The 20130-nt window shown below is 42.2% G+C and carries 13 protein-coding genes and 1 pseudogene; 11 read left to right on the plus strand and 3 right to left on the minus strand.

Translation table 11 applies throughout. The features are described from left to right. Positions 1-73: 73 nt before the first annotated feature. On the minus strand, positions 74-898 hold the full coding sequence (locus tag QUD05_RS27150; RefSeq protein WP_289798786.1) for a fasciclin domain-containing protein: 825 nt from the start codon (positions 896-898) through the stop codon (positions 74-76). 738 nt (positions 899-1636) lie between these two features. Here QUD05_RS27150 and QUD05_RS27155 point away from each other — a divergent pair. The 5 genes from QUD05_RS27155 to QUD05_RS27175 all read left to right on the plus strand — a co-directional run bounded on the left by QUD05_RS27155 (position 1637) and on the right by QUD05_RS27175 (position 7386). Then, positions 1637-2431, plus strand: a complete 795-nt coding sequence (locus QUD05_RS27155) for a glutathione S-transferase family protein (protein WP_289798787.1) — start codon at positions 1637-1639, stop codon at positions 2429-2431. A gap of 88 nt (positions 2432-2519) precedes the next feature. Beyond that, on the plus strand, positions 2520-4250 hold the full coding sequence (locus tag QUD05_RS27160; RefSeq protein WP_289800096.1) for a helicase HerA domain-containing protein: 1731 nt from the start codon (positions 2520-2522) through the stop codon (positions 4248-4250). A 28-nt stretch (positions 4251-4278) separates the two neighbouring features. Further along, positions 4279-4503 carry a hypothetical protein gene (locus tag QUD05_RS27165; protein ID WP_289798788.1) on the plus strand — a complete coding sequence of 75 codons (225 nt, stop codon included), beginning with the start codon at positions 4279-4281 and terminating at the stop codon, positions 4501-4503. Between the two features lie 553 nt (positions 4504-5056). Then, positions 5057-6040: an RNA polymerase sigma factor, RpoD/SigA family gene (locus tag QUD05_RS27170; RefSeq protein ID WP_099100878.1), complete on the plus strand. Its 984-nt coding sequence runs from the start codon at positions 5057-5059 to the stop codon at positions 6038-6040. Between the two features lie 599 nt (positions 6041-6639). Then, positions 6640-7386, plus strand: coding sequence for a hypothetical protein (locus QUD05_RS27175; protein ID WP_289798789.1), 747 nt, complete (start codon positions 6640-6642; stop codon positions 7384-7386). Between the two features lie 116 nt (positions 7387-7502). Here QUD05_RS27175 and QUD05_RS27180 read toward each other — a convergent pair whose 3' ends face one another. Further along, positions 7503-9701, minus strand: a complete 2199-nt coding sequence (locus QUD05_RS27180; RefSeq protein WP_289798790.1) for a CHASE2 domain-containing protein — start codon at positions 9699-9701, stop codon at positions 7503-7505. A 632-nt stretch (positions 9702-10333) separates the two neighbouring features. Then, entirely contained in the window at positions 10334-10618 is a 285-nt protein-coding gene (locus tag QUD05_RS27185) for a hypothetical protein (protein ID WP_289798791.1), read from the minus strand. A 292-nt stretch (positions 10619-10910) separates the two neighbouring features. Between QUD05_RS27185 and QUD05_RS34200 the strand changes: the two genes are divergently transcribed. The 6 genes and pseudogenes from QUD05_RS34200 to QUD05_RS27215 all read left to right on the plus strand — a co-directional run bounded on the left by QUD05_RS34200 (position 10911) and on the right by QUD05_RS27215 (position 20052). Continuing rightward, the gene (locus QUD05_RS34200; protein ID WP_354666158.1) at positions 10911-12026 is read left to right on the plus strand and encodes a PAS domain-containing protein; all 1116 of its coding nucleotides are present in this window, start codon (positions 10911-10913) and stop codon (positions 12024-12026) included. Next, on the plus strand, positions 12016-13944 hold the full coding sequence (locus tag QUD05_RS27195; RefSeq protein ID WP_354666159.1) for a hybrid sensor histidine kinase/response regulator: 1929 nt from the start codon (positions 12016-12018) through the stop codon (positions 13942-13944). The genes QUD05_RS34200 and QUD05_RS27195 overlap by 11 nt, the downstream gene beginning before the upstream one ends. A gap of 379 nt (positions 13945-14323) precedes the next feature. After that, the gene (locus QUD05_RS27200; RefSeq protein ID WP_289798792.1) at positions 14324-15640 is read left to right on the plus strand and encodes an amino acid permease; all 1317 of its coding nucleotides are present in this window, start codon (positions 14324-14326) and stop codon (positions 15638-15640) included. 68 nt (positions 15641-15708) lie between these two features. Next, complete coding sequence (locus tag QUD05_RS27205) at positions 15709-16269, plus strand: RNA 2'-phosphotransferase (RefSeq protein ID WP_289798793.1); 561 nt, start codon at positions 15709-15711, stop codon at positions 16267-16269. A gap of 476 nt (positions 16270-16745) precedes the next feature. Next, complete coding sequence (locus QUD05_RS27210; RefSeq protein WP_289798794.1) at positions 16746-17963, plus strand: lipid-A-disaccharide synthase-related protein; 1218 nt, start codon at positions 16746-16748, stop codon at positions 17961-17963. Positions 17964-18314: 351 nt separating this feature from the next. Further along, positions 18315-20052 (plus strand): annotated as a pseudogene (locus QUD05_RS27215) (ABC transporter ATP-binding protein). Positions 20053-20130: the final 78 nt, after the last annotated feature.

The following is a 20130-nucleotide window of genomic DNA, read 5'->3' on the forward strand; positions in this document are numbered from 1 at the left end:
CTGAACGGAATTTTAACGTATTAATACTTTATGCCAATCTAGTTATGTTGCCAGTTGTGCTGAGACCTTACAACTACAAGTCAGGAGGTAAAATCACCTGATCGATTGCGTGGATTACGCCGTTACTACCTGTGATATCTGCCTGTGTCACTTTAGCATCATTAACAGTTACAGCGGTAGCAGGATCGACTTTAACGTTGATTACGCCACCTTCGAGGCTTTTAACTTCGCCAGACTTTAAATCAGTGGACAATACCTTACCAGCCACCACATGGTAAGTTAAAATCTTGAGCAATACTTCTTTATTATCTGGCTTTAACAATTCTTGCAAAGCATCTGCTGGCAACTTAGCAAAAGCTGCATCAGTGGGTGCGAAAATAGTTAAGTTATCTTTGCCTTGTAAAGCTCCGGTTAATCCTGCTGCTTTCAAAGCCTTGGTCAAGGTGGTAAAGGAAGCGTTTGACTCTGCCAAGGCTAACAAGTTTTTGCCTTGATTGCTGGTTGCCCCTGGTGCTGGTGGAGTTATGGTCGGTGTCTCAGTGGGTGGAGTACCTGGGGTGACGGGTGTAGGTTCACTAGGTGTAACACTACCACCACCACGGTTATAGGGAGGCTCGTTGAAAATACTTGGTTTGGGATTTAGGGTTGCACCACTTTTCTGTGCTACTAGTTTGCGTTTGGTATTGCCCTTTTCTATTTGGGAAACGGCTTCAGCAGGTGTGTATTGATTGTTTGCTTGAAGGCGTTGACCTTGGTTATAGGGAGCTTCGTTGAAAATACTGGGGTTAGGATTTAGTACCTCTTTCGCATCAGATGGTAAAGTAATGAGGACGCTGAAACTAGTAAATCCTACTATGCCTGCCAACGTGGTCAGAAATTTGCTGTAATTTGTCTTCATAAATTTTGTTTTTCTTGTTGTCCACACATTACATAAAGATTTATAACATTTTGCTATGCACAAAATCTAACTCAAGAGGGAAGTAAGATTTTTATCTAGAAGACTTTGCGCTAGCGAGGTAAAATATTTTACCTCGATTCACGCTGATCAGGTATGAAATATATCTACCATATATTTAATGTAAATTGAGCAAATTTTCTTGATCACACGCAAATTTAAAAATCCCACTCGTGTAACGTAAATTCTCAGAAAGTGTGAAAATCTCACCTCTACAAGCTAGGAGTGACAATTAGCTCAGGAGCAAAATTATACTTATAAAGACAATTTATATATAAATTTGTACGTAAATTAATAGTTGATTCATAAATCCTGAATTACATAGGGAAAAAAGCTATATTTCCAAATTAACCATTGATTATTCAGCAAAAACACAGAAATGAATTACCGAAATATTTTAACGTAGGCTAACGCTGACAAAAATTGAAGTAACTGTTGAAGACCCGCGAATGAGGGGTTGAGTTTATTTATATGCTGAATGAAATTACTTAATTATTTAATATTGTAATCAATCAGAAAACAATATTTTTTTAAATCGATAATTTTGCCAAAAATCAGGCATCGGTTAAACCTTAATGTCAATTAAATAGACAGCTAACCAACTAATACCAATAAAAATTACTTAAACTAAAGATACAATTGTAAAGTTAATAAGTTGACCAGTTACAAGAGATAGAACACATGCTGGAATTATACCAATGGGAACTCTCTCAATACTCAGAGAAAGTGCGCCTAATTCTAGATTTCAAAGGACTAGATTACCGCAAAATAGAGGTTACACCTGGGATTGGACAGGTAGAACTGTTCCGGCTGACTGGTCAAAGACAAGTGCCTGTATTAAAGGATCGTAATAAATATATTGCGGATTCTACGGAAATAGCTAAGTATTTAGACTTAGAGTATCCCGATCGCCCCATAATACCGCAAGATCCTAAACAACGGGGTTTAACTTTATTAATAGAAGAATGGGCGGATGAGTCCATAGGCATCAAAGGTCGCAAAGCACTATTTGCAGCCGTAAGTCAAGACCAAAATTTCCGTAAATCTTTATTACCCACCTCAACACCAGATATATTTAAAAGTCTGGTTCAAGGAGTACCTAGTGACTTACTGTCAGTGTTGGGTTTTGGCGTAGGTTACAGCCCAGATGTGATACAGTCAGCGATCACATCTTTAAAACAAGACTTGGAAGCCTTAACGTTATTATTGGCAGATAGTCCTTATTTAACAGGAGATGAGCCGACTTTAGCTGACTTAGCGGTGGCTGGATTATCGATATTACTCAAGTTCCCCTCTGGGCCCTATCTGGATTTACCAGCTTCTATCAGAGGCAAAGGATTGCCAATCTTTGCCGAGAATATAGATTATGAACCATTCTTCACCTGGCGCGATCGCCTTTATGCCCAATTCCGCAAACCGTTAATTAGTACCACTCCATCAACAGGAAGTGCGCCAACCTCAATTCAGATTGATTAGATAATTGGGCATGGGGAATTGGGCATAGGGCATAGGGGATGGAGAAGAAAAACAAATGACAAATGACAAATGACCAATGACTAATCAGATGAATTCGGCACAGCCATTAGGTTCGGTCATTCAAGGTTCTTTAACTGAAGGTTTAGAAGTACGATTGCATCCTGACATTTCTGTAGAAGATATGCGGGTGGGTAAATTTCTTGTTGTGCAAGGGATGCGATCGCGTTTTTTTTGTATGCTGACAGATGTAGCATTGGGAGCTGCTAATGCCCGAATTATTGCTAATCCCCCCAGTTGGGAAGACACTTTTTTACGAGATGTTTTAGCCGGAAGTGGTACTTACGGTACTATCAACCTCGCGCCGATGTTGATGTTCACTCCCGAAGCGGAAGAATCTTTCTCCCCAACAAATGGCAAATCGGCCAATCCTTTCCTCCCATCGGTGACGGGTTTGGCTTCATTTGTGCCCCAAACCAGCACAACGATGGAATTGTTGCCTGTTAAAACTATTCCTAGTCACTTTAGTCAAGTTTACGAAGCCAGTGTTGACGATTTTCGCCGGGTATTTGGTTGGGAAGATGACCCCCAAAGGCGCAACTTTTCCATCGGCAAACCTTTGGATATGGATGTGCCAGTTTGTATCGATTTGAATCGCTTTGTAGAACGGAGTAATGGGGTTTTTGGGAAATCGGGTACTGGTAAATCTTTTCTAACGCGGTTACTTTTAGCTGGCGTTATCCGTAAAAATGCAGCAGTTAACTTGATTTTTGATATGCACTCCGAGTATGGCTGGGAAGCCGTTGCAGAAGGTAAGAACGTTAATACCGTTAAAGGCTTAAAGCAACTTTTTCCTAGTAAGGTAGAAGTTTACACCCTCGACCCGGAATCGACAAAGCGTCGGGGTGTGCGTGATGCCCAAGAACTTTATTTGAGCTATGAGCAAATAGAAGTTGAAGATATTAAGTTATGTAGCCGAGATTTAGGACTCTCTGACGCAGCCTTAGATAACGCCAATATTCTGTATAGCGAATTTGGCAAGTCTTGGATTGTCCAGTTGTTGAATATGACCAACGAAGAAATCGAGATGTTCTGCGACGAGAAGCGCGGACACAAAGGCTCGATTATGGCATTGCAGCGCAAACTCTTGCGGATGGATAGCTTGAAGTATATGCGAGCAGTTTGCCCCCAGAATTATATTAGTAAAATTGTGCAATGCCTGGAATCTGGGAAGAATGTTGTGATAGAATTTGGTTCCCAGTCTAATATGCTCTCTTATATGTTGGTGACAAACATGATCACCCGACGTATCCACGAGCATTACGTCAAAAAAGCAGACAAATTTCTGCAAAGCAAAAATCCTAGCGATCGCCCGACCCCATTGATGATTACCATTGAAGAGGCGCACCGTTTCCTTGACCCGGCTATCGTCCAAAGTACTATCTTTGGGACTATTGCCCGCGAACTGCGAAAGTATTTTGTCACACTTTTGGTAGTTGATCAACGTCCATCAGGCATAGATAATGAAGTTATGTCCCAAATTGGGACTCGTATTACTGCTTTGTTGAATGATGAAAAAGACATTGACGCGATTTTTACAGGTGTATCTGGTGGTAGCGGACTGCGATCGGTATTGGCAAAGCTAGACTCGAAGCAACAAGCCTTAATTTTGGGTCACGCCGTTCCCATGCCAGTAGTAGTACGTACCCGTCCTTACGACGCAACTTTTTACGCAGAAATTGGTGAGCCAGCCTGGGAAGAAAAACCTGACGCAGAAGTATTCGCCGCTGCGGAACTAGCCAAAGCTGATCTGGGATTTTAGATTGTCAGTTGTCCTTTGTCTTTTGCAAATGACCAATACTTCTCTACGAACGCGAACAGTGTTTCGGAGACAGACATTGCGCCCGAAGCGAAGCTATGCCGCAGGCTTTACGACTTACTTCGGTTCCGGCTCCATCGAGCGAAGTCGAGATGCTCGGCACGAGTCGCTCAGTACAAATGACCAATACTTCTCTACGAGAGGCTACGCCCGAAGCGAAGCTATGCCGCAGGCTTTACGACTACGCGGTAGTTGAATCTCGACTTCGCTCGATTACCGCGCAGTCGAAACTCTGTACAAGTGACCAATGACAAATGACCAATTCGTGACATCCCTCCATTGTCACAGCAAATTAAGTTCGGTTATCTGGCTAGTTTTTGGCAACAGAAGAGGGGTTTTTGGCGTCACTATAGATGTAGTAAGTAATTTCAAGGAAGTTTAAATTTTTTTCTATAACTGCTGCTTTTGATTTATAATGATAGGTTTTATCTAAAGATAGTTTACTATTTGCCTGATTTATCGTATCATAAGTTAAGTGGAACTCATACCGACTTCGGATTTACCGCTCGGTGTTAGTAACTGTCCAAGAGAAGAATTCTCAAAAATAACCAGCGTGCTTATAAAAGATTGAAAATTTAGGGAAGGTAGGGGAACCTATCATTGGGGGCTTACCGTCTTAACAACGGCTGTATCAATTAACTAATTGCTTTTGGTAGCTCCCGACATTTCGTGATAGATGTACTACTTTTTTCCCTCCATTTTAGTAATAAAACATACATTATCTTTACGAAGTAGAGGACATCGCACCAATGCCTACTGTCAATACCCAAACCGAAAATCTCAACACCAAATTCACGGCTGATATGGTGCGAACCTATCTGCGAGAAATTGGTCGTGTACCACTGCTAACCCGCGAACAAGAAATTGTCTTTGGGAAGCAAGTGCAACAAATGATGACGCTGATCGACGCCAAGGAAGCTTTGGCGAAGAAGTTGCAACGCGAACCGGATATTTCAGAGTGGGCCGATCACGTTCAACAATCGGAAACCGATGTGCAACAAACAGTAGCACAAGGTAAGCGCGCAAAGCAAAAAATGATCGAAGCGAATTTACGCTTGGTTGTTGCTATTGCTAAAAAATATCAAAAGCGAAATATGGAGTTTCTGGATTTAATCCAGGAAGGAACACTGGGATTAGAGCGGGGTGTGGAGAAATTTGACCCGATGAGGGGTTATAAGTTCTCGACTTATGCTTACTGGTGGATTCGCCAAGCAATTACTCGTGCGATCGCTCAACAAGGACGTACCATCCGCTTACCGATTCACATTACCGAGAAGCTGAACAAAATCAAAAAAGTACAGCGCGAGTTGGCTCAAAGTTTGGGGCGATCGCCGACTCCAGCCGAAATTGCCAAAGCACTAGAACTAGAACCTGCCCAGATTCGCGAGTACTTGAATATGGCTCGTCAACCAGTTTCTTTGGATGTGCGGGTTGGGGAGAACCAAGATACTGAGTTGCAAGAAATGCTCGAAGATGATGGCCCATCACCAGAGTATTACACCAACCAGGAATTCTTACGCCAAGACTTGAACAATCTGCTAGCAGAACTAACCCCGCAACAGCGAGAAGTTGTAGCCCTACGCTTTGGTTTAGAAGATGGTAATGAAATGTCATTGGCGAAAGTCGGTGAGAGATTGAATCTCAGCCGCGAACGTGTCCGCCAGTTAGAGCATCAAGCTTTGGCTCATCTGCGTCGCCGTCGTGCCAATGTCAAAGAATACGTTGCTAGTTAAAACAAGAGACGCGGAACTTCGCGTCTCTACACCACCTTGGTGATGCGCTTCCTGAATTCAGGGGGCGATTTTTTTTTGCTGAAAACCAGGAAACGCAGTTAATCAGGTATTCGCTATCGGTTCGATACCTGCGCTATGCGTTTGTTGAGAAACAAAACCCAACATTTTGCAGGGTTTGTCGAATAACGTTTATGCTCCAACCTACGAATATTTTTAACTGAGCAGTTAATCAGAAATTTGGGAACGTATCCGAAAAACTATAGATTCAGAATGTAGACATAAGTGTTAGTTTTTTGCTCATTGTGGTTTAGGTCATTTGGAAAAACCTAACTCCCTTCCGACACAAAAAGGAGGAAAATTCAAAGTCTCTCCTTTGAGGAGAGAGAAATAGAAGAGAGGTTTTCCAGATACCGTGAAAAGTCAACTGTTATCAGTTCTGCAATAATTTGAGGTAAATATCTTCAAATATTCCAGAGATAATAACAGGGTCAAAAGCTATGTTATTTTTCGATGTAACTAGCTATTTATTTTTTAAACCTACTTATCAGCAATTACTTTCTATCAAAGAAAAGTTAATTATATTTATCTAACAATGTAGTATGAGTCAGAAAATAGTTGAAAACATTAAAAATTCTTTTCAGCCCAACCTCAGAAACTTAGCTAAAAAATGGGCATTAGCCTCTAGGATGATCGTAAGTATCGTGGTTTTAGGTTACTTAGTGTTTATTCCATTTAAAGGAGTTGATAAAAACAGGAGATTAGAGACAACAGAAGTAGGACTTCTAACAATTATACTATTGTTAAACTCTTCAGTTCTTGAAAGAATAGAAAAATTTCAGTTTGGTAGCAATGGAGTAGAACTTAACCTAGTACATAGTAAAATCAAAGCTAATATAGAGGCTAATCAAAAGGAGTCAAAAGCTTTAGCCTTATTAGGAACTTTAATAGAAAATGATGAAAACCAAAGAAAGTTTTTTGACTCTTTGCTAGACGATGGAGAGCGAACAACTCTGGAAAACTTATTTAATGCTGAAAAAGATCAAAGACAGTTTCCATACAAAAAAGAACAATCCTGTGAGCAACGATTGAGACATTTACGAGTATTAGGCTTTATTGAATCTTTAACAAATTATCAAATTAACGAATTGCCTCCTCAAGGCAATTTAAGAGACTATTTTAAGCTTACTTGTACTGGAAAAATATCTTTGGCTTTAGGTTCTAGCAACATTGCTGCACAAGACATATTAAATCAATGTGGAAGTGACTGTCATTGCCGCAAAATTTTGACTCAGATTATAGAAAAACAAGGTCAATATGGGACAAAAATGAATAGCATTAATAATTGATATAAGTAGAAACCCTTGAGATTACAGATAAAACCCGCAGATGCGGGTTGCAAACCATTAATTTTTTGTATGAGCGGACGAAAGTAATGTGTAGCCACGATTTAGAATCCCCAGAGCTACATTCGTTTCAAATCTTGTAAAACTGCGGTGGCTGATTGATAGCGATCGCTAAAATGATAGCAAACCATTTTATCTAAAATTGCCGCTAATTCTTCGCTAACTTGCACTGTTTGTCGCCACATCACATTCCCCGTTTCTGGATGTGGGTAGAGTTCTTGCGGTGGTATCCCAGTTATGGCTTGAATAGCAATCATTCCTAAAGCATAAATGTCACTGCATAAACGGGGATGACCGGCAAATTGTTCTGGAGGTGCATAACCCCGCGTCCCGATGGCTACTGTGGCTAATTCTGTTTGCTCGCTACTCGGCGGTTGCATCAATTTGACAGCACCAAAGTCAATCAATACCAAGCGATTATTCTGAGCGCATCTAATAATATTAGTCGGTTTGAGATCGCGATGAATCACTCGATGCTGATGAACAAATTCTAGAACTTCTAAAACTTGTTTGAGCATTTCCATCACAAATGATTCGTTTTGGACATTTTGTACGGGTGGTAATTCTTCGCTTAGGGTATGTCCCTCAATATATTGTTGAATTAAATAAAATTCGTGGTTATCTTCAAAATAAGCAAGTAGTTCAGGAATCTGATGATGTTTACCCAAAGTTTCTAAAATTTCAGCTTCACTATGAAATAATCTGCGAGCGACTTGCAAAAATCGTGCATCTTGACGGGCTGGCATTAACTTTTTAACTACACAAGTAGGATTACCCGGTCGTTGAGTATCCTGTGCTAAATAAGTCCGACCAAATCCACCTGCACCGAGAGTTTGAGAGATTCTGTAGCGTCCACTCAAAAGCAAATCACCTGATTTTATTTCTAGCGAATCAACTGGGGGAGGAAAGTCAACAGACGAGTCGGGAATTGCTGTTTTATCTTCTAAGAGTACATTTAATTGGGCGATCGCTTCTTGTTGTTTTTCAACTTGCAGAATAATCACCTGAGTTTGCCGCTGATTTTGGTAGCTAGTATAAGTAATCACACAAATACTACTAATCACCAAAGCAAGAGCAGGAGGGATTAACGGCACCCATCCAGCTTGCAAAAACAAAGCAACGCAGATTACTACTAAGCTAAATAGAGTTATCGTTTCCACCACTAGCAAAAGCAGCGGATTTTGCCACCGCCATACTAAAACACCACCTAATAGCGACCACCCCCACACCCAAATAAGTTCTACCCAGTTTGGCCAATACCAAATCAAGGGTCGCCCATCTAACACTGTACTGATGAGTTGACTTGCTATCTGTGCATGAATAAATAGAGCAGGCATTCTGGCTGGTTGATCTGGCAAAGCGCTGTAGGGCGTATAAAAGCCACCTGGAGGGATATTAGTCGCTGTAGTGCCAATAATTACTAGACGGTCTTTGAATAAACTGGGGTTGACTTGCCCACTAAGAACATCTGTAAGGGTTACTTGGTCGGCGAGGCTGTTGGGGTGACGGTAATTTAATAATATTTGATAGCCTTGTGCATCCAAATGTTGGTAGCCACCAGAATTAGGTTGTAAACGCCCAAATAAGGTTTTACCTAATATAAAATCTCCTTTTTTAGTGAAATCGTATTCAATACCTTGTTTTTCTAGATAATTAATTGCAATTAATGCACCAAATGCAAATGATGTTGTACATTTCTTGTCTGTAGAGTTAGCAAATAATAAAGTACGGCGGAGAATTTGGTCGTTTTCATTATCAGCAACCACATCGCTAAACCCAACATTATCTATAGGGACATTCGGCGGCGGGGGAATTTCATCTCTATCCAAGCTGCTGAAAAAACACGTAGTGACAATGTTATCTTGATTTTGGAGATTAGCCGCCAAATTATTGTCTTCTGGTCGGAAAAGATATAAACCAACAATTCGCGGTTGATAAGACTCTATTTTCTTTAATAGCTGATTGATTCTCCGATCTGATAGAGGCCATTTCTCACGTTTGATATCTTTATCAGTAATTTTAACTAGCACAATCCGCCGATCGGGTGCTTCTGATGGACGCGATCGCAACATCTGGTCATAAACTCTTAACTCCCAAGGCTGTAACCATCTAAGTTCCCGAACTCCCCAGATAAAGGCGGTCACTCCTACACTGGTAACAAAAATAATTTGCAGCCAGCTTTTGCTCTTAGAAGTTTCACGGGAATCCTGAACTTTGACAAAAGGTACACGGAGTTTTTCTAATAGTCCACTAATCACGGCGTTGAGGCGGTAGCCTGAATTGGGTAGATGTTATAGGCGCAGAAGTCAATTTTGGGAATCTAGGTTAAAAGCTAATTAACCTAAAACTCCTATTAATGTAGCAATTTACTTATTAGTTAGAGACTTTGACGTATTCCTACTTTTAAAGCAAGCTTACGCCCAGCGTCAACCATAGAATCAGACAACCACTAACCATCTGTTTGAGATGTTTGAACGTCTTCAACAGGACTGCTAATTGGGAAAGAAATCGGATTAGTAGATGGAGTTAGTGAATCTAACTGAGGTTGTTCAAGTGATGCTTCAATGCTTGATCTGCAAAATAGGAGCCAAAAATTGATTGTAAAATATTTGCAGCCAGCTTTTGCTCTTAGAAGTTTCACGGGAATCCTGAACTTTGACAAAAGGTACACGGAGTTTTTCTAATAGTCCACTAATCACGGCGTTGAGGCGGTAGCCTGAATTGGGTAGATGTTATAGGCGCAGAAGTCAATTTTGGGAATCTAGGTTAAAAGCTAATTAACCTAAAACTCCTATTAATGTAGCAATTTACTTATTAGTTAGAGACTTTGACGTATTCCTACTTTTAAAGCAAGCTTACGCCCAGCGTCAACCATAGAATCAGACAACCACTAACCATCTGTTTGAGATGTTTGAACGTCTTCAACAGGACTGCTAATTGGGAAAGAAATCGGATTAGTAGATGGAGTTAGTGAATCTAACTGAGGTTGTTCAAGTGATGCTTCAATGCTTGAATCTGCAAAATAGGAGCCAAAAATTTTATCATAGTTAGAAGCAACAGCTAAAAAAGCGCCACCCAAAATATAGATAGGTAATGGCAGATTAAATTCTTTCAACCAGTCAAACAGTTCCGCTAACGCAAACAGCACCAAAAAGCAAGCAAGCCAAACCTTCATATTGTTATCCCCTGAATTTAAACAATTCTATTACTAGCTTAAATAGCTTGCATGATAGTTGATGTAATACATAATCACCAACTTACAAGAATGCAGAGGGGCAGATGGGAAAGACTTACTGCAACTTCTCCCCTGCTCCTCTGCTCCCCTGCCTTTTCTTGACAATCTCTATAACCTTAGATGGGTGCAGTTAGAGCCATAGCATCTGCTATATTGCATGAGAAAAATCAAAATATACTATTACAGCAAATGGGAGAACCTGGCGAGTCGCTTTTAGCCAAATACTTTTAAAATGACTGAGAACCTGAAAGCTCAAGAGGTTACTGATTTGCAGCAATATTTGAGCGAACAGCAAGTCGCGCTGCGCGATAGTGAAGCACGCTACCGTTCACTGGCAGAGGCCAGCGCATCCATTGTCTGGAGGGCAGCACCTTCGGGCAATGTTGTTGATAATATTCCAACTTGGCAGGGGTTCACAGGGCAAAGTCCCGAACAATATAAAGGATGGGGTTGGGTTGAGGCACTGCACCCAGAAGATCGTGCCTCAATGGTGGAAATTTGGCAACAGGCGTTTTCTACACGCAGTGTTGCAGTTGCCGAGTATCGTGTTCTACGGCATGACGGCGAATATCGTTATATGAATATACGCGGTGTGCCTATACTCGACGAAACAGGCGAAATCCGCGAATGGGTGGGAATGTGCGTCGATATTACCGAACGCAAGCAGGCTGAAGCCAAACTGCGCGACAGTGAGGCGTGTTTTCGGCTGCTGGCTGAAAATTCAACTGATATTATTTCCCGCCTTAGAGTAGATGGAATTATTCTGTACGTTTCACCAGCTTGCTACACGGTACTGGGATATCAACCAGAGGAATTAGTCGGTCATCCCAGCCATGAATTAGTTCACCCTGACGATTTGGTACAGATTGCGAAAAATTATCCAGTCAATGCTGATTTACCAGGTATTTATACCATTACTCACCGTGCGCGTCACCAAGAGGGACATTATATCTGGTTGGAAGCAACTGTTCGAGCTATCCGCGATCGCCAAACTCAAGAAATTTTAGAGATGCAAGCGTCTTCGCGAGATATTACTAAGCGCAAACAGGTGGAAGAGGAGCAGCGTTTCTTAGCTGAGGCTAGTGGGATTTTGGCCGCATCATTGGACTACGAGACAACCTTAGCAGGTTTGACGCGTTTAGCAGTACCGGAAATCGCTGATTGGTGCTTAGTTGATATTATTTGTGACAATCAATTAGTTCGTCGACTTGCAGCAGCCCATGCCAATCCAGAGAAACAAGAATTGGTGGAACAGTTACAAAATTATCCCCCTGATTTGGCACAAACAGCAGGTGTTGCGAAGGTAATACGAGTCGGGCAAATCACAAATTATTCATTTGATTTCTGATGAACAGATCCAAGGGTTAAGCCACAACGCCAGTCACCGAAAAATCTTGCAAGAATTAAATCCGACATCTGGCATGAGTGTACCGCTGATCGTTCGGGGACGGGTGTTGGGAGCGATGACTTTAGTCTCTTCTTCAGGTCGTCGCTACAACACCAAAAGCCTGATGTTAGCTGAGGAGTTGGCTTGTCGTGCTGCCGTAGCCGTTGATAATGCCCGACTCTACAGAGAAGCCCAGCAATCTCAACAGGCGGCTTTACGCGCAGCATCTCGCACTACCCGTCTGCAAGCAATTACCGCTGCCCTTTCTGAATCTTTAACTCCGACACAAGTTGCTGAAGTAATTGTTGAGCAAAGTATGGCAGCATTGGGAGCTAGTTCTGTTTTTGTGGCACTACTGACTCAAAGCGGCACTGAATTAGAACTTGTCCGAACTAGTGGCGAACAACAAGAAATAATAGATTCCTGGCGTCGATTCTCGATTAATGCATCTGCACCACTGGCAGAAGCAGTAAGAACTAAGCAGCCTATTTGGCAAGAGCCAACCGAAACAAGAATTGCTCGTTACGCAAATCTGGCTCAGGAATACGCTCAGTCCAACTACGGCGCTTGGATTTCGATTCCATTAATCATCGAGGGACGAGCTATTGGTGGAATGTCTCTAGCTTTTACCGAAATTCAGCAGTTTAATCAAGACGATCGAGCCTTTATGCTGGCACTGGCACAGCAGTGCGCTCAAGCGATGGAACGTGCCCGTTTATACGAGGCAGAGCAAACCGCCCGGAAAGCAGCAGAAAACGCCAACCGGATTAAAGACGAGTTTCTGGCAGTACTTTCTCATGAATTGCGATCGCCACTCAACCCAATTTTAGGTTGGTCAAAGCTACTCCAAACCAAAAAACTTGATGAAAAGACAATTCCTCAAGCGTTGAAGACTATTGAGCGAAATGCGAAGTTACAGGCTCAACTGATTGAAGATTTACTGGATATCTCCCGGATTTTACAAGGTAAAATCAGCTTGAATATCTACCCAGTCGATCTGACATCTGTGATTTCGGCAGCAATGGAGACAGTGCGGCTATCGGCAGAAGCTAAGTCAATTGAGATGCACATCAGCCTGGAAGCAAATTTGGGACAAGTTTTGGGAGACTCCAACCGATTGCAGCAAATCGTTTGGAACCTGCTTTCAAATGCGATTAAGTTTACACCTGCGGGGAGACGGGTTGATATTCGACTATTATCATGTCCTAATTTCAACTCAGCACTGATTCAAGTCAGCGACACAGGTAAAGGCATCGACCCCAATTTTCTGCCTTACGTGTTTGAATATTTTCGTCAAGAGAACAGCAGCACCACCAGAAAATTTGGTGGATTGGGGTTAGGATTAGCGATCGTTCGTCACTTAGTCGAACTGCATGGCGGGACAGTGCAGGTAGAAAGTGGGGGCGAAGATCGGGGGGCAACTTTTACTGTGAGACTACCATTAATCCAAAATCAATTAGAGATTAAACAAGACAGTAGCAATTCTGAGCCATCCTCAAATTTGAATGGTGTCAAAATTTTAGTAGTGGATGATGATACAGATACGCGAGAATTTATTGTTTTCTTACTGGAGCAGTATGGGGCAAATGTAACAGCAGTCACATCAGCAAATGAAGCCCTAGCTACTTTAGCCCAATCCTTGCCAGATATACTTTTAAGCGATATTGGAATGCCAGAAGTGGATGGATGTATGTTCATCCGACAGTTGAGAACACTGCCACCAGAGCAGGGAGGAAAAATTCGAGCGATCGCACTTACCGCCTATGCTGGAGAAATGAACGCTCAACAGGTACTAAAAGCCGGATTTAACAAGCATATTCCCAAACCAGTAGAGCCAAGTGAGTTAGTAGATGCGATCGCTAACTTAATAGCTGAATAAACCTGCCTCTAGCTGTTCACCATTACTTGATACAGTTAAAACTAATTGTCAGTTTTAAATCATATCTGTCAGAATATTTGCGATCGCTTCTTCCTTTGAGCAACTGAAAGGATTGCCTTCAGCGTTAATTCAGTATCCTGTACTCTTATATCTAATGGTGATGCTGTCATGCTTCTAAAGTGCAGCATTTACAATCGCACCTGCGGAATGTGGGATAAAGTGCTATAAGTGACATTTATAATCCAAAAATTGTGTTGATAATGAAGTAGCGATCGCTTATTTAGCAAAAAAAATTGCTTGAAAAACCAATAGCATCAGGGCTTTTACGAATAATATTTACATATGTTAATATTGTTTGGTTTAGGTACGGATATTCAGTATGGTTCCCATAAAGACCGTTCTAAAAAATTCAGAGCAAGTCACTCGGTTGTTTTCTCATCTCGAATTTGATGGAAAAAAACTCAATCATCAACCGGGTAGTGTATTTGGAAGTACTGCATTGATTGCAGGAACTACCGTTGGGGCTGGGATTCTCGCTCTACCAGCCGTTACCCTGCCATCGGGTATTGTGCCATCCACATCTGGACTAATTGCTGTTTGGCTCTACGCTTTAGTTTCGGGGTTATTGGTTGCAGAAGTTACCTTAAACACGATGCGAACAAAAGGGCTTTCAAGTATAGGTTTTTTGGGAGTTGTTGAGAATATCCTTGGTAAACTAGGAGCGCGAATTGCTGGCGGTGCATATTTATTCATGCACTATGCTCTGTTGGTGGCATACATCACCGAAGGAGGAGAGATTTTAGGAGCGGCGGCGGCAAAAATCTGGGGTATGCAGATATTGCCTACGTGGGTGGGCACAATGGCTTTCACGCTCTTATTTGGTGGCATTATGTATCTTGGGCGAGAAAAGTTTATTGAGAAATTAAACAGCGCCTTTGTTGGAATTGTCATTGTTTCCTTCTTAGGACTATTATTTCTGGGAGGAAGGCATATTCAGAATGCCCAACTATTATTTCAAAACTGGAGTGCCCTTGGTAGTGCCATTTCAGTGATGTCTGTGGCGCTGTTTTTCCAAAACGTTGTGCCATTGGTTGTGACGCAACTCGAAGGGGATGCCCGCAAAATTCGTCAGTCTATCTTTATTGGTTCTGTGATTCCTCTAATTATGTTCTTGGCGTGGAATGCCGTAATTTTAGGAAGCGTCAGTCCCGATATGCTACATAGCACATCTGGCAGTACAAGTGTTTTTGATCCACTACAAATTCTCCGAGGAGGTAGTGCGGGGCAATGGTTAGGAGTGCTAGTATCTATTTTTTCAGAGTTTGCGATCGTCACATCATTTATTGGATTTGTGTACGGATTGCTGGATTTATTCAAAGATATTTTCCTACCTGCACAGTGGCAACTTTCTAGCCGCTTACCCCTCTATTCCCTGGTTCTTTTCCCGCCAATGACTCTCGGAACGCTTAACCCCAGCATCTTTTTTACTGCCCTAGATTACACTGGAACATTTAGTATTTCAGTTTTAGGTGGAATTATTCCGGCGTTAATGAGTTGGAAGCAACGTCAAGAACAAGAAAACTCAGATAGCACAAATCAACCACTCGTTCCTGGCGGCAAGGTTACACTCATTGCGATTGCTGGAGTGGCATTAGCCATGATGGGAAGGCAAATTCTGTCAATTTACACAAAATAAAACCATCAATAACAATTATGTGCTACAAAAAACTATAGGTGTAGTACAAATATGCTAACCACAATCAAATGAGTGATTCTCGACTTGTCAAAATCAGCAAATATCTCAGCAAATATCTGCGACATACACCGGATGCCATTGGAATTAAACTTGCTCCCGGTGGTTGGGTTGCTGTTGATGAATTACTTACCGCTTGTGCTAAAAATCAGTTTCCGATTACCCGTCAGGAATTACAGGTGGTAGTTGAATTCAACGAGAAACAACGCTTTTCTTTTGATTCTACAGGTAATTTGATTCGTGCGAACCAAGGACATAGTGTAAAAGTCGATTTACAATTAGAAGCTGTTGTTCCTCCAGATGAGCTTTATCACGGCACGGGACGCAAATCTGTAGAGTTAATTCTGCAAACAGGACTTTGCAAAATGTTACGACATCATGTGCATTTATCAAAGGATATAGAAACAGCACAAACTGTTGGTGCTAGGCATGGAAAACCAGTAGTTTTTGCTGTAAATACTGCGGCAATGCATCAAGCAGGTTATATCTTCTATTGTTCTGCTAATGGTGTTTGGTTAGTTGATCGCGTGCCACCTGAGTATCTACAAATAATTTTAATTTTAACAAAATAGAATATTTAACCGATATTTGCCAAGAAGTTACATAATGCGGAAGTTGCAACAATTACTGCATATTGGAATTGAACTCAGATCAATAGACCTCTTGCACAAATACAAGATTTGCCCACTCTACGGGATCTTGCTACATCCCCTTCTCCCATTTTTGGAGAAGGGGAGCTAATTTAAAAGTCCCTCTCCCAAAAATGGGAGAGGGATTTAGGGTGAGGGCTTTTAATTCATGCAAGAAGTCTAATGGAACCATAGCGCTTGTACTCCTAATACTGTATTCTCTGATAGATTAGCGTTTGCAAAAACAGGGATTAGCAGTAATTCCATTCCGGTCTACACCAGAAAAAGTAACTTTGTAGATTTGTCTATAAAATTACAAACTCTCTATAGTAAAAATACTATCAATCTCTTAGCCTACTCACCGAATGTAGGTTAAAAATCTCACCAAACAAGCATTTTAGACCTATCCAAACCCCAAGATGCCTTCTAAGCGAATCTTGTTTATCAGTAACGGCCACGGAGAGGACAACCATACCTCTCATGTTATTCAGACCCTGCGCCAATTGTGTCCTTCGATTGAGATGGCGGCAATGCCAATTGTGGGTGAAGGAAAAGCTTACCGCAGCTTGGACATTCCCATTATTGGGCCCACACAAATAATGCCCTCTGGCGGATTCTTTTACATGAAGCGCCTCTATATACTCAAAGATTTTCAATCGGGATTGATTGGGTTAACGTGGCGACAATTACAAGCGGTGTTGCAGTATGCTCCTAACTGCGATTTAATTATGTCTACTGGGGATTTTGTCTCCCAGACATTTGCTTACTTAACAAAGCGTCCCTTCGTTTCGTTTATCTCTTGTCTTTCTGCCCTCTATGAAGGGCAATTGCGTATCAATCCACTGCTGTGGCACGACCTTAATTCTTCCCGATGTCTGGCAGTTTTTACTAGAGATTCCTATACAGCTTCCGATCTCCAACGGCAAGGTATAGCAAAGGCTAGGTTTGGTGGGATTCCGGCTTTAGATCGCGTTGTCCCCACAGGGAAAGACTTGTACCTGAAACCGGATATTCCTGCGATCGCAATCTTACCAGGATCGCGAATGCCGGAAGCCGCGCGAAATTTCAGTTTGCAGTTGCAACTGGTGATAGAAATCGCCAAGGTGATGCCTGAGTCAGGATTCCAGTTTCGTGCCGCCTTAGTACCAAATTTGATGGAGCAATTAGACGAAATTGCTAAAAGTCAAGGTTGGCAACTGAATCAAGGCATACTCAGCTATTTTCCTCCAGGAACTTCTGCTGAAGAATCACCGCTTGTAGAAGTGAGATGTTACTCAGATGCCTTCAGTGATATCTTGTATTACTCTACCCTCGTCATTGGCATGGCAGGGTTAGCAGTGGATTTAGCTGTAGCAATGGGGAAACCTATCATCCAGATTCCCGGAGAGGGCCCTCAATTTACCTATCAATTTGCAGAAGCGCAAACGCGGCTGTCGGGCATTTCTGCTCAAACCATCGGTACTAAGCCAGCAACCCCTGAGATTCTCAAGCAAGCAGCTAAACGAGTAGTTGAAACTTTAGAAGATTCAGACTACCTCGCTAAGTGCAAAGTAAATGGCCCTGAGCGATTTGGCCCACCCGGCGCATCTGAGAGAATTGCCCGCTTTCTACTAAACTCTCTAGGAGAAACTGAGTAGAAATTGCGTCAGAATTTAGGAGTCGGCACGGTTCGGTAACATGATGTGGTAGGCTAACGCCGTAATGCATCTCAATTCTGAATCCTGACTCCTAACTCCTACCTCTTAAGGGACTTCCAGAAAATAAATTATCCAATTTACTCAGATAATATTTTTCTTTCTCCCCCTGCCCCCTGCCCCCCGGTTACTGAGCGTAGTCGTTGGCGTGGTCACTGAGCGTAGTCGAAGTGCAGCCTCTCGTAGAGAAGTATGCTCCCCTGCCTAGACAGCGATGGGATATTTTTTTAGTTGGAAGTCCCTAACTCCTAACTCCTAACTCCTAACTCCTAACTCCTGAATTCTTACTTACCTATGAAAGTCCGCTCTAGTTACTGGCAACTGTTGCCTTATCTTTGGCCCCAATGGCCGCTGTTAATTCGGGGATTGGCTTGTATCTTAGGATTTGTGTTATTCACCCTAGCAGTGCCCTATTTAGCAGGTCAGGTCGCTTTTTATCTTGGCCAGGGAAATGTAAACCGGATTGCCTACTGGCTCGGACTAGCCACTTTAGTATTTTTGGTTCGAGGGCTTTGTCAATACGGGCAGAATGTCTTTATGATCGCTGCTGCCCTGAACATGGTTTTAAACTTGCGTAAGCGGGTTTATGCTCACCTGCACAAACTTGGATTAGATTACTTTGAAACCACACAGACGGGAGACTTGACTTATCGCCTGACTGAAGATATTGATCGCGTCGGCGAAATTGTGGACAAGTTATCCCATCAGTTTCTTTCCAATTTGTTGCAGTTAATTGCAATTCCCATTTACATGCTCTACCTGAATTGGCCGCTTACTCTTGCGGGTTTGATTTTAGCTCCTTTAATGGCTTGGTTAATCGGGGAATTTGGTCAACGATTACTCGTGCTATCTCGCCAAAGCCAAAATCAGGTTTCCAATTTGTCAGCGATGCTAACTGAAGTATTTAGCGGGATTCGCGTTGTTCAGGCTTTTGCAGCCCAAGAATATGAAGTGAAGCGATTCAATAAAGAAGCAGAAATCAATCGCCAAGCTAAGTATCGCGCTCTACAACTCAAATCCATTCAGTTTCCCGTTGTCGGTTTTTTGGAAGCAGTTAGTATTATACTGCTGTTTTTATTAGGAGGATGGCAGATTTCTCAGAATCAGCTCGACAGCTCAAGGGTTTATCAGTTTCTTAGCTGCTGTGGCTATACTGATTCAGCCAATCGATATGCTGATTAGCAATTACAACGAGTACAAACAGACCGAAGCTTCTGTTGAACGCATCTTTGAACTGATGGCAAAGGAACCTAGTATCAGCGAAAAATCGAATGCTCAGGCAATGCCACGAGTTATGGGCAAGGTAGAGTATCGTCATGTCGATTTCGCTTACAATCCCGATCAGCCAGTGCTAAAGGATCTCTGCCTGAACGCTTCTCCTGGTGATGTTATTGCCTTGGTTGGTTCTTCTGGAGCTGGTAAATCGACTTTAATCAACCTTTTACTTCGTTTTTATGACCCTCAGAGAGGTCAAATTCTGGTTGACGATCTTGATATCCGTGATGTCACACTCACTAGCTTGCGCCATCAAATTGGCATTGTTCCCCAAGACGTTACTCTTTTTTCGGGAACGATCGCAGAAAATATCGGTTACGGTCAAGAAGAATTAAATTTAGCAGCGATTCAGGAAGCGGCAAAGATTGCCAACGCTCACTCCTTTATCACCCAGTTTTCTCAGGGTTATCATACCTGGGTGGGAGAGCGTGGAGTTAACCTATCGGGAGGACAACGCCAAAGATTAGCTATTGCCAGAGCAGTTGCCAACGATCCGCGAATTCTCATCTTGGATGAGGCCACCTCTGCCCTCGATTCGGAATCAGAAGCACTAGTTCAAGAAGCACTAGAACGAGTGATGCAAAATCGTACCGTGTTTATTATCGCCCATCGCTTGAGCAGTGTTCGTCGGGCTGACTGCATTCTCGTCATCGAACAAGGAGAGGTGGTTGAAGCTGGTACTCACACTTCCCTCCTCTCTCAAGAAGGACGGTATGCCCGTTTTTACGCTCAACAGTTCTACTCTACAGATGAGTAATGAGTAATGAGTAATGAGTAATGAGTAATACCCATTACTTATTACTCATTACTTCAAAATTAAAGACAGTTGGTGTCG

Origin of the sequence: Nostoc sp. GT001, assembly GCF_030382115.1 — a bacterium.
GTDB lineage: Bacteria > Cyanobacteriota > Cyanobacteriia > Cyanobacteriales > Nostocaceae > Nostoc.

Bases quoted from the DNA above. Each gene is read 5' to 3' on its own strand.
- QUD05_RS27165 (WP_289798788.1), top strand. From the start codon at position 4,279: ATGACCAATACTTCTCTACGAACGCGAACAGTGTTTCGGAGACAGACA.
- QUD05_RS27205 (WP_289798793.1), top strand. From the start codon at position 15,709: ATGAGTGATTCTCGACTTGTCAAAATCAGCAAATATCTCAGCAAATAT.
- QUD05_RS27175 (WP_289798789.1), top strand. From the start codon at position 6,640: ATGAGTCAGAAAATAGTTGAAAACATTAAAAATTCTTTTCAGCCCAAC.
- QUD05_RS34200 (WP_354666158.1), top strand. From the start codon at position 10,911: ATGACTGAGAACCTGAAAGCTCAAGAGGTTACTGATTTGCAGCAATAT.
- QUD05_RS27150 (WP_289798786.1), bottom strand. From the start codon at position 898: ATGAAGACAAATTACAGCAAATTTCTGACCACGTTGGCAGGCATAGTA.
- QUD05_RS27160 (WP_289800096.1), top strand. From the start codon at position 2,520: ATGAATTCGGCACAGCCATTAGGTTCGGTCATTCAAGGTTCTTTAACT.
- QUD05_RS27170 (WP_099100878.1), top strand. From the start codon at position 5,057: ATGCCTACTGTCAATACCCAAACCGAAAATCTCAACACCAAATTCACG.
- QUD05_RS27185 (WP_289798791.1), bottom strand. From the start codon at position 10,618: ATGAAGGTTTGGCTTGCTTGCTTTTTGGTGCTGTTTGCGTTAGCGGAA.
- QUD05_RS27210 (WP_289798794.1), top strand. From the start codon at position 16,746: ATGCCTTCTAAGCGAATCTTGTTTATCAGTAACGGCCACGGAGAGGAC.
- QUD05_RS27200 (WP_289798792.1), top strand. From the start codon at position 14,324: ATGGTTCCCATAAAGACCGTTCTAAAAAATTCAGAGCAAGTCACTCGG.
- QUD05_RS27155 (WP_289798787.1), top strand. From the start codon at position 1,637: ATGCTGGAATTATACCAATGGGAACTCTCTCAATACTCAGAGAAAGTG.